12 protein-coding genes and 1 riboswitch are annotated in these 19,810 nt (G+C 38.2%); of the genes, 7 read left to right on the forward strand and 5 right to left on the reverse strand.

The window, feature by feature from the left end; genetic code table 11:
* Positions 1-468: 468 nt before the first annotated feature.
* Both QUF91_RS01395 and QUF91_RS01400 read right to left on the reverse strand, forming a co-directional pair.
* Complete coding sequence (locus tag QUF91_RS01395; protein WP_289416602.1) at positions 469-687, reverse strand: hypothetical protein; 219 nt, start codon at positions 685-687, stop codon at positions 469-471.
* 19 nt (positions 688-706) lie between these two features.
* Positions 707-3,688 (reverse strand): hybrid sensor histidine kinase/response regulator, encoded by a 2,982-nt coding sequence (locus QUF91_RS01400; protein WP_289416603.1) that lies wholly within the window; start codon positions 3,686-3,688, stop codon positions 707-709.
* Between the two features lie 202 nt (positions 3,689-3,890).
* On the opposite strand from QUF91_RS01400, the gene QUF91_RS01405 reads away from it, so the two are divergent.
* Positions 3,891-5,051 carry a response regulator gene (locus QUF91_RS01405; protein WP_289416604.1) on the forward strand — a complete coding sequence of 387 codons (1,161 nt, stop codon included), beginning with the start codon at positions 3,891-3,893 and terminating at the stop codon, positions 5,049-5,051.
* Positions 5,052-5,207: 156 nt separating this feature from the next.
* Entirely contained in the window at positions 5,208-5,456 is a 249-nt protein-coding gene (locus tag QUF91_RS01410) for a hypothetical protein (protein ID WP_289416605.1), read from the forward strand.
* Positions 5,457-5,646: 190 nt separating this feature from the next.
* On the opposite strand, the gene QUF91_RS01415 is transcribed toward QUF91_RS01410, so the two are convergent.
* A complete protein-coding gene (locus tag QUF91_RS01415) occupies positions 5,647-7,821 on the reverse strand; it encodes an S-layer protein (RefSeq protein WP_353957861.1) in 2,175 nt (724 codons plus the stop codon).
* A 433-nt stretch (positions 7,822-8,254) separates the two neighbouring features.
* Here QUF91_RS01415 and QUF91_RS01420 point away from each other — a divergent pair, with 433 nt between their 5' ends.
* The 3 genes from QUF91_RS01420 (at position 8,255) to thiC (ending at position 13,901) form a co-directional block, all read left to right on the forward strand.
* Complete coding sequence (locus QUF91_RS01420; RefSeq protein WP_353957832.1) at positions 8,255-10,564, forward strand: methyl-accepting chemotaxis protein; 2,310 nt, start codon at positions 8,255-8,257, stop codon at positions 10,562-10,564.
* A gap of 165 nt (positions 10,565-10,729) precedes the next feature.
* On the forward strand, positions 10,730-11,659 hold the full coding sequence (locus QUF91_RS01425; protein ID WP_289416607.1) for an AEC family transporter: 930 nt from the start codon (positions 10,730-10,732) through the stop codon (positions 11,657-11,659).
* Positions 11,660-11,873: 214 nt separating this feature from the next.
* A riboswitch (TPP riboswitch) is annotated at positions 11,874-11,988 on the forward strand.
* Positions 11,989-12,122: 134 nt separating this feature from the next.
* Positions 12,123-13,901, forward strand: coding sequence for a phosphomethylpyrimidine synthase ThiC (thiC, locus tag QUF91_RS01430; RefSeq protein WP_285396612.1), 1,779 nt, complete (start codon positions 12,123-12,125; stop codon positions 13,899-13,901).
* A gap of 193 nt (positions 13,902-14,094) precedes the next feature.
* Here thiC and QUF91_RS01435 read toward each other — a convergent pair whose 3' ends face one another.
* Positions 14,095-15,600 (reverse strand): catalase, encoded by a 1,506-nt coding sequence (locus QUF91_RS01435; protein WP_289416608.1) that lies wholly within the window; start codon positions 15,598-15,600, stop codon positions 14,095-14,097.
* Positions 15,601-16,434: 834 nt separating this feature from the next.
* On the reverse strand, positions 16,435-17,889 hold the full coding sequence (locus QUF91_RS01440) for a helix-turn-helix domain-containing protein (RefSeq protein WP_289416609.1): 1,455 nt from the start codon (positions 17,887-17,889) through the stop codon (positions 16,435-16,437).
* Between the two features lie 149 nt (positions 17,890-18,038).
* Here QUF91_RS01440 and QUF91_RS01445 point away from each other — a divergent pair, with 149 nt between their 5' ends.
* Both QUF91_RS01445 and hutH read left to right on the forward strand, forming a co-directional pair.
* Positions 18,039-18,194: a hypothetical protein gene (locus QUF91_RS01445; protein ID WP_289416610.1), complete on the forward strand. Its 156-nt coding sequence runs from the start codon at positions 18,039-18,041 to the stop codon at positions 18,192-18,194.
* 39 nt (positions 18,195-18,233) lie between these two features.
* Entirely contained in the window at positions 18,234-19,748 is a 1,515-nt protein-coding gene (gene hutH / locus QUF91_RS01450) for a histidine ammonia-lyase (RefSeq protein WP_285396620.1), read from the forward strand.
* Positions 19,749-19,810: the final 62 nt, after the last annotated feature.

Consider the following 19,810-nt stretch of genomic DNA (forward strand, 5'->3'; position numbering starts at 1 on the left):
AGAATGTTGATTTCTCGCGCTTTTATGATGTAAAAGTTTTCAATTTTGACTTAAAACTATGCTTATGTCATAAGCGACACAAATCATCAGTGCGGTCAGATAGTGTTACATGAAGGTAGATGTCGATATTTTTCGAAAGTTGGTTGATAAATTAAAAAAGTTGGTTGATAAATCGATAAAGTTGGTCGATAAACAATCAAAAGTTCTCGATAAATCTCAAAACTGTAGCTCATTAAAGCGAACGAAAACAAAAGTATCAAGCAGACACGATGTTTATGCGAATGAAGGATGACTATTTGAAAAACGGTCAATTAATTCGAAGGCTAATTTACGTTTCACTCTATTTACTGTCTGTGGAAAATCAACGACAGTAAATATATGGAAATACACTACTGTTAACAGAGAAATAGGGTAAAGAAAATAGAATGACTTGTTCAAACATAGAAAAAGAGGCCGGGCCAAAACTGGTCAAAATCTTAAAAAGCGCGAGAAATCAATTTTAGAAACGTTGATTTCTCGCGCTTTTATGATGTGATATTTTTTATTTTGCTTTGAAAATATACTTACGTCCCAGCCTCTTTTTTCAATCGAGACGGATAGAACCCTCGAAGTGACGGATAGTGCCCCTCCAAAGCGACGGATACCCCCTCGAACTGCCGGATAGATCAACCAAACCTCGATGAACAAAGCCGATATCGCCTGACGCCTATTTAGGAATTGGGAACGAGATGGTCGTGCCTTGTCCAATTACACTTTCTACTGTTAATTCCACACCAAATAATTGCTTTAGGCGTTGTTCAGTGTTAACGAGTCCGACGCTTGTTTGCTTTTTAGGGCCAGTGTTATCGAAGCCAACACCATTATCGGAGATGGATATTGCAAAGTGCTCCTCGGCTTCTGCGATGCGAATTGTGACGGTTCCTCCTTGTATGCAAGGTAAAATGCCATGCTGGATGGCGTTTTCGACCAGTGTTTGAATTGACAGTGGTGGGACTGATAGCTCTATATTTTCTGGGATGTCCCATATTACTTGAACTCTATTACCGAAGCGTATTTGCTCGATTGCTATATAGGAGCGAACGAGCTTTAATTCGTAGCTGATCGGCACCACTAAGTCGGCATTTTGGAAATCAAAGCTCATCTGCAGATAATCACTGAAGGCTAGCAGTAACTCTTCCATTTGCTCATCGTCTACTCCGTGTAGGGATATAATCGAGTTGAGTGTATTAAAGAAAAAGTGAGGCTGAATTTGTGCTTGTAGCCATGCTGCCTCAATCCGTAGACGTTCTTCGCTTGTTTGCTTGACGCGAACAAGTGCATTGACCCTAGATTTAAGTTCTACATATTCCATTGGCTTCTTAACATAATCATTGGCACCATTTAAAAAGGCAAGCTGTATATCTTCTCTTTGCTGACGAGCTGTTAAGAAAAGTATTGGCAGTTCGGAAATAGAGTATCGCTCGCGAATTCGTTGCGCTAACTCATAGCCTGACATATGTGGCATCATAATGTCAGAAATAACTAAATCAAAGCTACCTTCCTCAAGTTTTTCTAGAGCCTCAGCGCCACTTAATGCAGTTTCAATTTCATAAGGCTCTGTAGACAGCACATTAGTAAGCACCTGTAAGTTTACAGAGTCATCATCAACAATTAAAATACGTGAATGACTTGTCACAAGAGATCCTTTTTCGGTAGCTGCAGCAATTTCACCTTCAAATTTGGAAAGATTGCTTAGTAATGACACATATTTTGAAAGAGAGGTGTCTTTCTCAACGCTTAAATCTGTTTCATCGACAGCCGAATCTTCAGCTATCGGTAATGAGAAAGTAAATGTAGAGCCTTTGCCAACCGTGGATGACAGCGATATTGTGCCTCCATGTAAGGTAACGAGCTCCTGGCATATACTTAAGCCTAGTCCAAGTCCACCACCCATAGATGTCATACTCGAATCAACTTGCTCATATGGTTCAAATATACTTTCTTGCATGTCCTTTTCAATACCAATCCCCGTATCTGTAATAGAAATATATAGTTTTTTACCAACCACTTCAGCATCAAATGTAATAGAGCCTTTTTCAGTAAATTTAATGGCATTATGAAATAAGTTCGTAAAAATTTGAATAAGCCGAGTTTCGTCCGCTAATACAGGCGGTAAATCTTTAGGGATGTTTATTAGTAGCTCTACTGGTTTCCCTTTTAACATAAAAAGAAAAATGTTGCTTACACCGCTCGCTAAATTATAAACATTAATCGGCTTTGGATGAAGACGAATAGTTTTTTCCTTTAGTCTTACTAAATCTAGTAAATCGTCTAGCATATAGGACATATGATTACCAATTGTCAGTAGAAGCTTTAAATCGTCATTATTTTTTTCAGCGAGCTGAGGATCCTGCTTAACTAAAAGTGTTTGTGCAATACTCATCATGCCGTGCAGTGGATTGCGAAGCTCATGAGAGGTATTCGCAAGAAAATCATCCTTCGTGTTAATCTCTTTTTGCAGCTTTACTGTAAGCTTTTCAGTTTGCAGCGTTGTTTGGAAATATTGCGTAAACCAAAATGCCGATAAAGCAGTAATACCTATTAGCAAATCGAATGGGTAATGACTATAGGGAAGCTGTGTATTTTGTTTGAATGAAAAAAATAACGAATTAGAGGCTACTGCAGTAGCTGTTAATAATAAAAATATTCCCCCTTTTTGTCCTTTATTTACTATAAAGATGAAGAAAATGGTTATAATTATAGGTGAGATAATAAAAAGTAACGTAAAAATAATTTTAGTTTTATTAATATACTCGATAGGAGCTACTACAATAAATACTAAGTAAATAGAACATAGCATTGGAATAATGCTTAATATTTTAGGTTTAGCATATTCCTTTACTAATTCTCGAAGGAATAATGTGAAAAATAATATGTTCATGATATAAGAAAAATAAAATATTTTGCTTGCCCAAATCCAGTTAATAGGTAAGTAAATATATAGCAATTTATTACTTGAAACCAATACGGTTATACAAGCAGAAATTATACTCATTGCGAAGTAAAAAAGTGATTTATTTCTAATTCCTATTGCAAAAATTAAAATAGTAAAAAGTAAGAAAAATATAAAGACTAAGCAAACTGCGATTTGCGTTGCTATTGAAAAAAACTTTGTGCGTTCCATAGAGTGTAAATCGCCAAAAATAATTTCCTTAGTAAAACCGCCCTGTGCATAGCGATTTGTTTGGACACCTTGTATGATGATCTCGCTTTCACTGGAATCTAGCGTAAAATAATGTGTGATAGGCCTACTGGAGGGGGCAGTTTTTTCATTATCTGATGTCATGTCTCCTAGACCACCGATAAGCTTTCCATCAACATAAAGCTCATATGGTGACAGTCCTTCAGGTATGGTAATGCCATACAGTTGAGGCTTTGTGTCATCTTTCAAAATAGTTAAGCGATAAGAACCATAATGACTATTTGTTTCGTTGTTAAAGTATTGATCCCATGATTCTGGTAAAGCGGAATAAATTTTATGACCATTCTGTTCAGATGGTTTTGGATTATCTGAAACGAGTAGGGTGTTTGGATAAAACTCCCACTCGCCATGTAGCTTTCTTTTAAAGTCTTTGCTTGTTTCAATACCTCGTAAATCGATAGTACCTTGTTTTGCAACTGCTCCTTCTGGGACATCAATGAGATTCATCCAGGTAAATCGAAGTAATAGAAGCAAGCTAAAGAATAAACTAGCTATTAGAAAAATCTTTAAATTTTTGGAGAGAATTTGCTTTTTTATCATAGAGGATAGTTTTCGACAGATTCCTTGAAAAACCCTTCAAAGGTAACGTTTTTCTATCAAATTTAGAACGATATTAAATAGTATGACAAGTGTTTAAGGAGTGGATGGTATGAGAATTGTGATAGTTGATGATGAACATCTACCATTAACGAGATTAAAAACCTTACTTGAAAAAAGTGGTATCTCGGAAATTGATATAGTTGGAGAATATACAGATTCTCTAGAAGCGATTGCTCAAATACATAGTTTACAACCTGATGTTGTATTTTTAGATATTGTAATGCCTAGTATGAATGGACTTGAGCTAGGTGAAAAAATTCAAGAAATATCGCCAAACGTGGAAATTGTCTTTACCACAGGCTATGACCAATACGCTATAGATGCTTTCAATTTACATGCTATAGATTATCTCTTAAAGCCTGTACAAAAGCTTCGTTTACATAAATCATTGGAACGACTTCAACGCATGATCGAAAAGAATCAGCCAATCACAGCTAAACAAAAAATGATTAAGCTGTTAGGGGGTCTGAAGGTAGTGTCGCCAGATGGTAATTCACACTTAATGAAGTGGCGTACGTCGAAAGCAAAAGAATTGTTTGCTTATATGCTTAGTCACCGTAATGAAATAATTTATCGAGACACCATTTTGGAGTTGTTTTGGCCAGAATCTGATATGGATAAGGCATCTAAGCAGCTTTATACAGCTATCTATACAATTCGACAAACTTTAAAAAAATATGGATTTGACGGTGTGCAAATCTCCAGTCCGTTGTTGAACTCAGGTTATAAATTATTGGTGGAAGATGTAGTAATTGATGTGGAACAATGGCTGGCTCAATTAAAATCTTTACCTCCGCTACAACAGAGTACAGTAGAAGACCATGAGCGTGTATTCCAAGCCTATACAGGGGATTTTTTGGGCGATAGTGATTATATATGGTCGGAAAGTGAAAGAGAGCGACTAAGACGTTTGTGGTCACATCATGCACAGCAATTAAGTGAGTTTTATAGTATACATAAAAACTATCTTGCTGCGGTGAAGGTGCAAGAAAAAGTTCAATCATTTTCACCTAATGAGGAAGATAGCTATTTCACCTTGATGAAGCTCTATCATTTACTGAACAATGCCGCTGCTGTGGGGGAACAATATTGGCTGTTAAAGAAAATGTTGCAGGAGCAATTAGCGGTAGAGCCTAGTGAAGGAATTGTGAGATGGTATAAAAATTGGGAAAGAGAATCTACACAGGCTCAAATAGATGTTTTTGTCTAAGATTGGCTCTAGATAAGAATGAGGATTGGAAAAAACTAGCTGATATTAAAGAAAAAAGGATCATCACCAAAAGTTGTGGATGACATTTTTTTAATATATGCACTGTATTTTAGTTGATTGTAGTGGAGACTGGACGCCCCCAGGAAGCTTTGCTCTGTGCGAAAGCGTAGCGTCAGCGGCAAATGTTTTATCTGTGCGAAAGCGAAGCGTCAGCAACAAAGCGCCCAGTCGGAACGGAAATCAACCACACGTTTTGGTGAAGAGCCGAAAAAGAGGAATCGATGCTGTTCGATTTCTCTTTTTCTATGTTTGCCCAAGTCATTCTATTTTCTTTACCATATTTCTCTGTTAAGGGCAGTATATTTACGGAGATTTACTGCCTTGAGAACTTTTGATTGTTTATAAACTAACTTTATCGATTTATCGACCAAATTTATCGATTTATCAACCAACCTTTTAAATTTATCACCCAACTTTCGGAAAATATCGACATCTACCTCCATGAAACACTAAATTTAGCATCGAAAAAGCACGAGAAATCAATGTTTCTAAATTGATTTCTCGCGCTTTTTAGGTTTTGGCCAGTTTTTATTTTCTACCTTTTACTACCGTCACTTTGGGCTTCCTTATAAATGCTGATTGCCTTGTCTAAACTGTTAATAGCATCTGTCACTTCGTAGGAAGATGCATAGGAGTTATTGACAACATATTGAGCGTTTTGCACTGCTTTTTCTAGGTCACGTTTTGCTCTTTCCGTTGTCCACTTTTCATAATAGGGTATGTCAGTTCCATCTCCGTTAGCAGAAGTCTTTACATACTGAACAGAATTAATGAGTGACGTTAGCCAAGATTTATCAACATAATTCCGATAGTTTACACCGGATTTATGATTACTTCTATAAGTTGAAATAGCACTATATAAATAATTATATGCTGACGAAATTTCTGACTGAGACGAGTAGCCATTATTTGCAACGTTTTGAGCGTAGGAAACAGCAGAAACTAGAGCGTCTTTTTCACTTTGTGTCGTCCAAATTGTAGTAGAAGATAATTCAGATCCATTAACAGAAACGGTTACATATTGAACAGAGTTAATAAGTGATAAAAGGGAAGATCTATCGGCATTAGTTTGGTAAGTACCATATTTTTGTGCATTCTTATAAGTGTTGATCGCGTAGTTTAAATTGCTAATAGAATTTGTAATATCAGACTGAGATGCATAGGAATTATTGGCAACAGACTGAGCGGATGAAACGGCAGAAACTAAAGCATCCTTCTCACTTTGAGTCGTCCAAGGTGTATATGAAGCTACATCATTACCATTATTCCAAGAAACTGCAACATACTGAACAGAGTTAATAAGCGATAAAAGGGCAGATCTATCTCCGTTAGTTTGGTAAGAAGTACCATATTTTTGTGCATTCTTATAAGTGTTGATCGCGTAGTTTAAATTGCTAATAGAATTTGTGATATCAGACTGAGATGCATAGTAATTATTGACAACAGACTGAGCGGATGAAACGGCAGAAACTAAAGCATCCTTCTCACTTTGAGTCGTCCAAGGAACATATGAAGCTACATCATTACCATTGTTCCAAGAAACTGTAACATACTGAACGGAATTGATAAGCGATTGAAGTGAAGACTTATCACCATAAGTATATTTTGTTCCATTTTTTTGTACGGCTTGGTAATTTGCTAAAGCGTTTTTGTATTGTGTAATCGCATTGCTCACTTGCTCATGTGAGGCGTTAGGATTATTAGCTACTGTTCTTGCACTAGCTACTGCTGATTCGAACACTGAACGTTCAGCTTGTGTTGTCCATTTGTCAGTCGTTAAAATGTCATTTCCGTTATAAGAAACTGCAACGTACGGAGGTGAAGCCACTAATTTACTTAGCTCAGTTTTATTCGCGACAGGTAAGGTCACAGAGGCTTTTTTATCATCCACCTGCACTCTGTTAATGAAGTGACCTGAATCCAATGCCACTTTTGCCCCTTGCTTGACAACCACTTGTTCAATTTTACCTTCTCCATAAAGTTTAAAATCTTTCTCCACATCGATTGTAAGCTTATCAACATTGGCCATCACTTCAAATGAATCAACTTTACCTACCACATCGACTTTAGAAATAGGTTGGTTAGCGGTTACATTTACTTTAGAACGCTCCACATTCATTTTGGGTGATTTAATATCTTCTAAAGAGACATATAACCAATTTATTTTTCTTGTCAGCAGAGGCTTTAATGTGATGATCTCGCCAACGGCTACTTCATCAATTGTAATTGCACTCTTTACTCGATTCGTTATGATAAGTTCACCGTCAATATCGACATTTTGCACTTTAACATAATCCGCATTTACAGTTAGGTTTCCTTCTATCTGCGCATCACCGCCATTAAAATACACTGCTTTTTTGTTTGTACCAGCTTTATTTAATGTTAGTGCTGTAACGCTCGTAATTTCACCGTTTTTCACTACTATTGTCGCTTCGGCATTCATCAATGCAGTTTTATTCGATGTGTTAAAGAGGGGCTTCAGCGACTGACTAATTTTAAATTGGCCATTGGATGTAATTACTTTCTCTTTATTGATATTGGTAATGGTAACGGTTTGTCCCTTTGTTTTGGCTGCAGCTACCTGCTTTTCAATTTGAATAGAGTGGTTTAAAGGTGAATCACTCGAAGCTGCGTTTGCGGGTAACACTGGCAACACTAAGGTTGTTGTAATAGCTGTTGCCATAAAAGTAGATAATGCTTTATTTTTCATGTTAGTCACTCCGATCATCGTATTTAATGGATAATATATCATATATTTCTTTAATTTAGAATGTAAGAATGAGTTTTTACTTCTTATCATAAGTGGGGAAGACGTTTGTTAAACCGTATGCCATGTAGATAAGTTATTTTCGTTCCGACTGGGCGACTCCTTGGGAATTAGCTTAGCGTCACAGATGATCATATTTAAATAAAACAACAGGCGTGTTAATTAGGATCGAGAAAAATAGTCAATCAACACACCTTATAAAACAATTAAGCCCTTTTTCTGTATCATGTATTTTTAAAAAATATAATCCTTGATTTCTCTTTAAATCTGCGAAATTCTACTTTATTCGCTAAATCTATTGTTGTGGTACAACCTTTCATCCATTATGATTATGTTATCTTCCGGCGGATGTCACGGATTTTCAAAGGAATGAATTGTGCCTGCACAATTCAAAATTCGGACGCATTGTTTATCTGTAGCGAAAGCGAAGTGTCAGCAACAAATGTTTTCTGTGCGAAAGCGAAGCGACAGCAACAAATGTTTTCTGTGCGAAAGCGAAGCGACAGCAACAAATGTTTTCTGTGCGAAAGCGAAGCGACAGCAACAATTATGCCAAGGCGAAATTGATAAAAGGGGTGTTGTGATGGGCAAATCTAGGAGTATTGCTTTAAAGTTATCTTCCCTAATTATAGGGTTATTTTTAGTGCTATTTATTACATATACAACGATTACAGGTCTTATTATAAAGACGCAAAGTGTTGATGATGCGGAAAGTGCGACACTTGAAACGGCTGAATATTCGGCAGCAAAGATGAGTGAACGTTTTGAGAAAGCGAATACGACATTGCTAACAACGAAGCGAATAATTGAGGGCATGGAGAAAAAAGGCGAGCTTTCCGCTAAAACCATAATAGATATGATGGAAAGTAATTTAGCTAATAATGAAGATTTACTTGGTGTGGGTGCTGTTTTTGAACAGAACTCTACAAAGGTAGATCCGACCATTAATGCTACTTTGGTGGATTCAAAAAATCGCTTTGTCCCTTATTTAAGTAAAGATGGGGATAAAATAACAACTGCTTCTCTTGAAGGCCTCGAAGATAAGGGTGTTTCTGAATGGTATTGGATACCAAAAGAACAAGGACGGGCAGTTCTAACGGAGCCCTATGACTATAATGTAAATGGACAGACAGTACCGATGACAACGATTTCTGTTCCATTAGTCGATGCTTCAGGAGAATTTTTCGGCATATTGACGGCTGATTTAGCTATTGATTATTTAAAAGAATTGACAGAGTCCGTAAAGCCAGAAGGTGGCTATGCAGCTATCATTACTGATAAAGGAGTTTTAACTGCAAATAGCTTTGGTGAGGCTTTAAAGGGACAAAATATGCAAGATAATATGGACTGGGCAAGCATTAGACAAACAATGGAAAAAGGCGAGCTCAAAAGTATGTATGTGGATTCCAAAGAGCTTAAGGAAAATTCATTTAATGTTTTTGCTCCGATGATTTTAGATGGAATTGATGAAACATGGACTGTACAAATAGTGCTACCAAAATCCAAAATATTAGAAACGTATAATCATGTACTTGTTTTTACAATCATAGCGTCAATTATTATAGTCGTTTTAATGACCGTTGCTAGTGCGCTGTTTATCTATAAATTATTGAAGCCATTAAAGTTTTTACGGACTTCTATTGAAACGGCAGCAGATGGGGATTTAACTCAAAAAGTAGATGAGAAGTATATTAAACCTGATGAGATTGGTGCGGTTGCATTAGCTTATAATAATATGTTGGATCAAACGAATAGTGCCATTCAAACAGTGCTGAATTCTGCGACATCGCTAAATCAAGCATCCAATCATGTTCACGAAGCGTTTAATGAAATCGTTGCTTCAAGTCAAGAGGTCTCTGTAGCCATTAATGAAATTGCGCAAGGAGCATCGAAGCAATCTGAGGATACAGAAGAAACAAATTATCAAATAATGGATTTGTCTGATCAAATTGATGCTATTACAACGCTTTCGAATGAAATGGATGAGCTATCGAATAAAACAAAAGCAACTACAGATAGAGGAATGAAAGAAGTCGAGAGCTTACGTGAACGTAATTCAGAAACGAATGCAATGAATGGACGTATTCAGCAGCAAATGGAGTCATTGGCGTCTAATATTTCTGATATCAATCAAATTATAGCGTCAATTCAAGGCATTACAGAGCAAACGAATTTATTAGCCTTAAATGCAAGTATTGAAGCGGCTCGTGCTGGTGAGCATGGTAAAGGTTTTGCAGTTGTCGCTGAGGAAGTACGAAAGTTAGCAGAGCAATCCAAAAAGGAAACAGAGGTCATTAAGCGAACAGTAGGTAGTATTCTTGAAAACTCTCAGCAAACAGTTGCTGTCATTGCTTCAAACGCAGGCTTAATGCAAGCTCAAAATGAGTCTGTACAAAGCACGGAGATTGCGTTTAAAGACAATAGCGAGCTTTCTAGTTCTATCGAAACGTCGATTAATGAGTTAATGTCTATGCTTTCTCACATGTTAGAGCATAAAAATCAAGCGATTATGGCGATTCAGAGTATCTCTGCTATTTCTGAGGAAACTGCTGCATCTGCAGAACAGGTAAGTGCATCTGCTATTGATCAACAAGCGGAACTACAAAAGGTTGCAGAATCCATCAATAGTATGAATGAGATTTCAAAGGAACTACAAGCGGTCGTTAATCGATTTAAGCTTGCTTAATGTTAAATAATGATTTGTATGAAAGACTGTCTGATATATGAGGCAGTCTTTCTTGTTGCATTTCCTAATAAAAACGTGTTGTACATTTCTGCTAGGTTAACGTTGAGGTGCATTGACCGAGCATAAAAACAGCACTACTATAGGAGAGGAAAGGGGGACATCGATATGATGTATCTCGGTATGATCTTCTTCCAAATTGTAGCTCCTATTTTAGTGCTTTTAGTACTTGGTGCAGTTTTACAAAAGAAATTTCGCTTTAATTTAAAAGCGCTATCTCAGCTTATTACATATTGCTTCATGCCAGCCGCTGTTTTTGTGAATTTATATGAAACGAGTATCGAGCTGTCGGTACTTGGACAAGTTGCGTTATTTATTTTACTCTTTATCGGCAGTCAAATGGTGCTTAGTCACTTTATAGCAAAGGGACTTGGTTTAGTAAAAACAGAGGCTGCAGTGTTTAAAAATAGTGTTGTCCTTATTAATTCAGGCAACTATGGTATTCCGGTCGCGCAAATGATTTTCGTGACGCAGCCGATTGGAGTAGCGATTCAGGTCATTCTTGTGATATTTCAAAATATGACGACCTATACATACGGCTTATACAATTTAATTTCTTCAACGAAATCGGGCATGTCCATTGTGAAAGATTTCCTCAAAATGCCTATTATTCATGCGCTTATTATTGGTGTAGCGCTGAACTTTTTTGATATCGCTATCCCGCAGTTTATAAAAATTCCGATAGACCATGTGGCAGATGGCTTTATCGCTGTAGCGTTAATAACATTAGGGGCCCAGCTATCACAGCTTGAAATCAAATCGATGTTCAATAAGACGGTATTTATTAGTTGTTTTACACGACTAATCGTAGGGCCAGCCGTAGCATTACTTATCATTTTTACACTTGGTTTAGATGGTGTCGTGGCACAATCTCTTTTTATAGCTAGTTCTTTCCCAACGTCGCGAAATAGCTCTAGTTTGGCATTAGAATATGACGTGGAATCGGCAACTGCTGCACAAACAGTTTTATTTTCAACGATTGTAAGCTGTATTACAGTGACGATTGTGATTTATGTAGCGGAGCTGTTGTTTACCTAGTGAGTAAAAACTGAAATCGTTCCGATAAAACTAGATAATATTCCGATAAAAGCTAAAATTGTTCCGATAAAATGAGATTTTGTTCCGATAAAAACTGAAATTGTTCCGATAAATCTTCAAAGCTTTCATATGACACTTGATGAGTGTGCCAAAAATTATCAAATGAAGCTTCCATCTCTTAGCAATATCTGCTACACTAGCATCAAACTTAATAAGTACTAACTAGGGGAGTCTGATGAGTCAGGCTGAGAGGGAAACGCATTGAGGTTTCTTGACCCTTTGGACCTGATCTGGCTCATACCAGCGTGGGAAAGTTAACCATTATTGCACTCTATGTTATTTGCGATAACTATACCTTTACATTCTTAGCCGGATCCAAAAATTTTTTGGATTCGGCTTTTGTTTTTGTTGGGGTGAGCTAGATTCGGTCCTTATATAAATATAAAAGGGAGCGAAGTAGTTTATGACAACAGTTAGCGACAAGAATATTACGATTATGTCTAGTTTTGAAGGAAGTAAAAAAGTTTACGTAGAAGGATCTCGACCAGATATTTTAGTACCAATGCGTGAAATTGCTTTAAGTCCTACGACAGGAAGCTTTGGTGAAGAGGAAAATGCGCCGGTTCGTGTTTATGATACGAGTGGCCCGTATACTGATCCTGCATATAAAGTAGACATTACGAAAGGATTGCCAGCTTTACGTAGTGCATGGATCAAAGAACGGGGGGACGTCGAGGAATACGAAGGTCGTACTATTAAGCCAGAGGATAACGGTTTCCGTAATGCTGATGATCCACGTATTAAAGAAAATGTTTTTCCTGATTTATCTAGAAAACCTCTGCGTGCTAAGAAAGGTAGAAATGTAACACAGCTTCACTATGCGCGAAAGGGAATAATTACTCCAGAAATGGAATTTGTAGCGATTCGCGAAAATATAGACCCTGAATTCGTGCGCTCAGAAATTGCGGCAGGTCGTGCTATTTTGCCTTCTAATATTAATCACCCTGAAGCCGAGCCAATGATTATTGGACGTAACTTCCACGTGAAAATTAATGCCAATATTGGAAACTCAGCGGTGTCATCCTCAATTGCGGAAGAGGTAGAAAAAATGACATGGGCTACACGCTGGGGTGCTGATAACATTATGGATTTATCGACTGGAAAGCATATTCATACGACACGTGAATGGATTATTCGTAATGCCGCAGTGCCAGTAGGAACAGTGCCAATCTATCAAGCGCTTGAAAAAGTAAATGGTGTGGCAGAGGATTTAACGTGGGAAGTGTATCGTGATACGTTGATTGAGCAGGCCGAACAAGGTGTTGATTACTTCACGATTCATGCAGGGGTACTACTACGCTATGTGCCATTAACAGCTAATCGTGTAACGGGCATAGTGTCCCGTGGAGGCTCGATTATGGCGCAGTGGTGTTTATTCCACCACCAAGAGAGCTTCTTATATACACATTTTGAAGAAATCTGCGAAATTATGAAAACCTATGATGTTGCCTTCTCTTTAGGTGACGGTTTGCGTCCTGGTTCTATTGCAGATGCTAATGATGAGGCACAGTTTGCGGAGCTAGAAACGCTAGGGGAATTAACGCAAATTGCCTGGAAGCATGATGTACAGGTGATGGTAGAAGGGCCAGGGCATGTACCAATGCATCTTATTAAAGAAAATATGGACAAGCAGTTAGAGCTGTGTAAAGAGGCTCCTTTCTATACTTTAGGGCCGCTGACAACAGATATTGCTCCTGGCTATGACCATATTACATCAGCTATTGGTGCTGCGATGATAGGGTGGTTTGGTACGGCAATGCTATGTTATGTAACACCTAAAGAGCATCTCGGCTTACCAAATCGTGAGGACGTTCGTGTAGGGGTTATTACGTATAAAATTGCTGCACACGCCGCTGATTTAGCGAAAGGGCATCCGGGAGCACAGCAACGTGATGATGCACTATCTAAAGCACGCTTTGAATTCCGCTGGCGCGATCAATTCAACCTATCGTTAGATCCAGAGCGTGCAGTAGAATATCATGATGAAACATTGCCTGCAGAAGGAGCGAAAACTGCGCACTTCTGTTCAATGTGTGGACCTAAGTTTTGCAGTATGAGAATCTCACAGGATATTCGTAATTATGCGAAGGATAGAGATATGAATACTACTGAAGCTATTCATAAAGGTATGCAGGAAAAGGCAGAGGAATTTAAAAAGGCAGGCAGTCAAATTTATCAATAATTATTAGAGAAGGCTTGTGTCTATCAACTTAGGCACAAGCCTTATTTTGATTCATAGGCCCAGTCGGAACGGAAATCAACCCCACGTTATGATGATGAGCCCTCATTTTGTCATTAAGACAAAAAAACCCCATGTGAAGTTGCCCTTCACATGGAGTAAAAAGTGGATTTGGATATCAATAAATAGTAGAAAATTAAACGTTAGTTGGTTGTTTTACGTATGGGTTTGAAAGATCCATACCTTCTAATGAAAGACCCATAGCTTTTGCTACACCTTCACCATATGCTGGATCAGCTAAATAGCAATGAAGAATGTGGCGACGCTTGATGAATTCTTCAACTGGTGCCATATCGTTGGCAGTGTTTTCAAATAAGCGTTGTTGCTGTTCAGCAGTCATTAGATTGAATAATTTACCTGGCTGCTCGAAGTAGTTGTTATCGTCTTCACGGAAGTCGTGGATACCAGCATGACCGTCAATACGTAATTCAGGTTCTTTATAGTCTAAGTTATGCTCCCATTCGCCGTAGCTATTTGGTTCATAGCCCAAAGTTGAACCAAGGTTGCCATCGAAACGCATAGCACCATCGCGGTGGAATGAACGGAATGGGCATTTTGGTGCGTTTACAGGAAGCGAGTGGTGGTTTACACCTAAGCGGTAGCGGTGTGCATCTGCATATGCAAAGATACGAGCTTGTAACATTTTGTCTGGTGAGAAGCTAATACCAGGAATAATGTTTGACGGTGCAAATGCTGATTGCTCAACTTCCGCAAAGTAGTTGTCCGGGTTTTTGTTTAACTCGAATTCACCTACAGGAATTAATGGGAAGTCTTTTTTATACCATACTTTTGTTAAGTCAAATGGATTATATGGTAACTCACGAGCTTGTTCCTCTGTCATTACTTGAATGGACATTTTCCATTTAGGGAAGTCGCCATTCTCAATTGACTCATATAGATCACGTTGTGAAGATTCACGGTCGTTACCGATTAATCCATTAGCTTCAGCACCTGTTAAGTTTTTAATGCCTTGCTCTGTAGTGAAGTGGAATTTAACCCATACGCGCTCGTTTTCAGAGTTAATAAAACTATAAGTGTGAGAACCGAAACCATGCATATTGCGGTAACCAGAAGGAATACCACGGTCAGACATAACAATTGTTACTTGGTGAAGTGCCTCTGGTAATAAAGTCCAGAAGTCCCAGTTTGAATTAGCGTTTTTCATATTTGTACGTGGGTCACGTTTTACCACGTGGTTTAAATCTGTAAAGTGTAATGGATCACGGAAGAAGAATACAGGTGTGTTGTTACCAACTAAATCCCAGTTACCTTCTTCAGTATAGAACTTAAGTGCAAAGCCACGAATATCGCGCTCAGCATCCGCTGCACCACGCTCACCTGCTACTGTGGAGAAGCGTGCAAACATTTCAGTTTTCTTCCCAACCTCTGAGAAGATTTTTGCTTTTGTATATTTAGTAATATCATGCGTTACAGTGAAAGTACCGAATGCACCTGATCCTTTAGCGTGCATACGACGTTCAGGAATAACTTCACGGTTGAAGTTCGCTAATTTTTCAACTAGCCATACATCTTGAAGTAATAAAGGGCCTCGAGGGCCTGCTGACATTGAATCGTGGTTACTTACTACTGGAGCACCACCTGCTGTTGTGAAACGACGGCTACGATTATTTGCATTTGTCATATTAGTTTACCTCCTGAAGAAAAATTGTGAGTCAAACTCTTCATGAATTACTATAACAAATATAAACTAGAATTGCTAGTACATTATAATAATTATTGTTAAAGAATTTTTCTATTAAGATAAAAACTATAAATATATGCTAGATTTAAAGGGTTTATGAATAGTCTTTACCCCGAATTCAGCTTTTCTAAACATCTTTTAGAGAATTATTTTAATAGGTGTGTTGATTGATCGTTTTTATCCATCCTGATTTATTAAAAGGCTCTGATTTCCGCTGTGCTACTTGTTTTGTCGTTGACGCTTCGCTTTCGCGCAGAGCAAGGCTTCTTGCGGGCGAGCGTCGAGCTGCTTCCTCCGCTGCGTTGCCGCTGCCACTTCGTTTTCGCACGGAAAACATTTGCTCCGTGCAGGGCCTCGTCTGTCTCGCTTTTCCCGTTAGAGTCGAGTAGCCCTGCGCTATAATCAGTTAAGGTGGTTATACATTTGCAAAATAGCAGCAAAAAAATCCTTTTATCATTCAATAATAAATCTATATTTTCCTAATCAATACGCCTGTAATTTTAAATAACTTTTAAGAAAGCTCGAATTAAAAGAAATGAAAGCAAATTCTTTTGTTTATCTATTCTTATTGAAAATGTAATATGCTAATTGAAAAAAATTACTGTTTTTAATGGGTCACTACCAAGGTTTTCGATACCTTTTATTGGGGTGTGTACAATATTTATTGCTCATCATCAAAAGTTGTGAATGACATTATATATAAGTTGATCTTCGTTCCGGCTGACGCGCCCAGTCGGAACGGAAATCAACCTCACGTTACAGTAATGAGCCTTTTTAAGTTTTACGATAACGATTAGGAGTAAGACCAATTTGCTGTTTAAAAATTTTAATGAAATAATTCGGATCATCAAAGCCATTTAAATAGGCAATTTCACTAATAGCAAAATCTGTTTCTACAAGCATTTTCGTAGCATTATGAATTCGGACTTGCTGTAGGTAGCGTTTAAATGGTAGCCCTCGCTTCTTCGAAAAAATCGTACTTAAATAATTGGGACTAATCCCTAACTTATGAGCAACGAAAGGTAAAGATAACCCGCTATCCTGAAATTGTTGATCAATAATTTCTATTGCTAACTCTACATAGTCAGCCCGTTTCTCCATTCGTGCCTCACGAGCTAATTCAATAAGTCTTTGAGTAAAAGAGATGATGCCATTTAGAATGGTATAAAATATAGGATGCTCAATGATTAAATGAAAAAGCTGACGATAATTTTGCTCAATTGCAGCTTTCTCATGTAATTTATACTTCAGCATAAAGCGTCGAATTTGCGCCAAAACGCTCGTTAGATGAATGCGTAAGTCATCTTGCTCGTAATAAATCCCTTCATTAGATAGTCGATATAAAAATACCTTGACGGCTTCGATGTTTCCGTCCTCTAAACTACTTATCAGTAATTGTTGCTCCTCTGGTGTTAGCAAAGGATCAAGGGGCTGTGTCTCAAACTGTTTACTCGCATAAAAAATATGCCCAAAGCCTTCATAAAAGCTTTGATGAAGTGCACGCTTCGTTAAGGAATACATTTTCTTCACAGTTGCAGGTTCCCCATCATAAATCCCAATATTTAAAGAGCTATTGTTTGTCAGTCGCCATTCCTTCATTAGTGTACGAACATCCTTCTCTACGATTTTTAAATCATCTGTTTGGAATAAGCAGACGATTCTATCTGATAAAGGATAAATCTTCATATGATAATAAATAGGAGTTTGCTGAAGCCAGTTATAGAGCTTGTTAAACATTTCGGAATGCTCAGGCTCAATCATTGTGAAATGTATAGTTGTCTCTGGAGAACTCGTTTTACTATCTAGAAATAGTTGATAATAAAAGGATTCATCTGTAGCTTCTTGATAAACTGCCTCTATCTTTGGCGCCCGAAGAGAAATGGCAGTGAGCTTTTGCTTTAATACTTCTAAATCAATTGGCTTAACAAAAAGATGAGCGACCTGTAAATCGATTGCTTTTAATGCATTTTTAAATAAGGGTTCTGTCGTCATAGCTAAAATAGTCCCTGTATGTTTTTGTAAAACATGATAAAGTCCAGCTAAAGGGTTATTCGAGAGTAGGTCTATATTCAGCAGTATTACCTCAGGCTCAAACTCTCGGATACTTTGAGGCGCCTCATTAATAGTTGTACATATTTCAATCGTTAAATCTCCGGGAAAATACGTATGTAAAAACCAACGAATACCCGAAAGCTCAGTGGAATCTCGGTCAATTAATAACAACCTCATGTCAACCAACCTCCATTAAAATTATCTAGTATCGTAAAAAAATACTATTATATTATTAAAAATAACAAAAAATCTGAAATAAATCATGTTTTCTCTTTTAAAATTCGCTATTTTCTGAAAAAGGTAGTTAGTACAATATAAATAGAGTAATGGCTACTTATCTTCATTCAGCAAATGTTTTCTGTAGCGAAAGCGAAGCGTCAGCGGCAAATGTTTTCTGTAGCGAAAGCGAAGCGCCAGCTACAAATCACTTCTGTGTGAAAGCAAAGCGTCAGCAAAAATTACGCCAAGATAAAATGGATTAAAGCATTTTTACATAGCCATAAGGAATAGGGGGATGTCATATGAAGTCTATCATCGAGCTTGATGGCAATACATTAACAAGACAGCAAATAGAGGAAATTGTAAAAGGTCATGCTACGGTTGCGCTAACTGCAGAAAGTGTGGAGCGTATACGTTTAAGTAGAGAACGAATTGAAAAACGTTTAGCTGAGGGGCAGACGATTTATGGTGTGAATACAGGCTTTGGAAAGCTAAGTAATATAAAAATTGAAGAGGAAGATATTGAACTTTTACAGTTGAATTTATTGCGCTCAGATGCAACGGGTGTTGGTGAACCGTTCCCGACAGATGTTGTACGTGCAATGATGATTTTACGTGCCAATGCTTTAGCGCGTGGCTTTTCAGGTATTCGCCTAGAAACAGTGCAGCTGCTATTGGATTTTATAAATAAGGGAGTACACCCGATTGTACCATCTCAAGGTTCGGTTGGAGCAAGTGGAGATTTAGCGCCATTATCACATTTGGCTTTAGTGCTAGTAGGTGAAGGTAAGGCGGAGTTTAATGGAGAGATTATGAAAGGCGGTACAGCGTTACAGCAAGCAGGGCTTTCGCCAGTCCGACTCCAAGCCAAGGAAGGGCTAGCACTTGTGAATGGTACACAAGCAATGACAGGTATCGGAGTTTTGACGGTGAACGAGGCAGAACGGATTGGGCTAGCGGCAGATATGGCAGCAAGTTTAACACTTGAGGCACTGAAGGGGATTATATCGGCGTTTGACCCAGCGCTTTTGGCAGTAAGACCACATCCGGAATTGGAGCTTGTAGGCGGGCGAATTCGTAAATGGCTTGATGGCAGTAAACGTGTGACAAAACAAGGTGAGATCCGCATGCAGGATGCCTATTCATTGCGTTGTATTCCGCAAGTGCATGGCGCTTCCTGGCAGTCATTTTTCTACGCTCAGGACCGCGTGCAAATTGAAATGAATGCAACGACAGATAATCCGATTGTTTTAGAAAATGGAGAAGTATTGTCTGGAGGGCATTTCCACGGTCAGCCGATTGCTTTAGCGATGGACTTTTTAAAAGTCGGTGTAAGTGAGTGGGCCAACATTTCAGAACGACGTACAGAACGAATGGTTAATCCGCATCTTAATGAAGGTTTGCCGCCATTTTTAGCGACCAATCCTGGTATTGAATGTGGACTAATGATTGCTCAATATACAGCAGCCTCTATCGTATCTGAAAACAAAGTGTTGGCACATCCTTCAAGTGTGGATTCTATACCGACATCAGGTAACCAAGAAGATCATGTAAGTATGGGTACGACATCTGCCCGTCAAGTGCGTCAAATCGTCCGCAATGCAGCTCGTGTCATTGCGATAGAGATGATTTGTGCATCGCAGGCTATTCATTTAGATAAGGCAGAAGACCAGTTATCTCCAACAACGCGAAAGTATTTAGAAAAAGTGCGTGAATTTTGCCCGCCATTGTTAACAGATCAACCAATCGGCGATGAAATTGAAGCGCTTTCAGAGTATTTATTAACGAGTGATGTTCTATTAAATGAGTTTATGTAAGCCTTAAGGCGATAACTTCTGATAGAAAAACCAACAAATCCTTCAGCTCGTCGGGATTAAAT

The organism is Lysinibacillus sp. G4S2 (assembly GCF_030348505.1).
Taxonomy (GTDB): domain Bacteria; phylum Bacillota; class Bacilli; order Bacillales_A; family Planococcaceae; genus Lysinibacillus.

Bases quoted from the DNA above. Each gene is read 5' to 3' on its own strand.
- QUF91_RS01400 (WP_289416603.1), bottom strand. From the start codon at position 3,688: ATGAATCTCATTGATGTCCCAGAAGGAGCAGTTGCAAAACAAGGTACT.
- QUF91_RS01405 (WP_289416604.1), top strand. From the start codon at position 3,891: ATGAGAATTGTGATAGTTGATGATGAACATCTACCATTAACGAGATTA.
- QUF91_RS01415 (WP_353957861.1), bottom strand. From the start codon at position 7,821: ATGAAAAATAAAGCATTATCTACTTTTATGGCAACAGCTATTACAACA.
- QUF91_RS01425 (WP_289416607.1), top strand. From the start codon at position 10,730: ATGATGTATCTCGGTATGATCTTCTTCCAAATTGTAGCTCCTATTTTA.
- thiC (WP_285396612.1), top strand. From the start codon at position 12,123: ATGACAACAGTTAGCGACAAGAATATTACGATTATGTCTAGTTTTGAA.
- QUF91_RS01435 (WP_289416608.1), bottom strand. From the start codon at position 15,600: ATGACAAATGCAAATAATCGTAGCCGTCGTTTCACAACAGCAGGTGGT.
- QUF91_RS01440 (WP_289416609.1), bottom strand. From the start codon at position 17,889: ATGAGGTTGTTATTAATTGACCGAGATTCCACTGAGCTTTCGGGTATT.
- QUF91_RS01445 (WP_289416610.1), top strand. From the start codon at position 18,039: ATGGCTACTTATCTTCATTCAGCAAATGTTTTCTGTAGCGAAAGCGAA.
- hutH (WP_285396620.1), top strand. From the start codon at position 18,234: ATGAAGTCTATCATCGAGCTTGATGGCAATACATTAACAAGACAGCAA.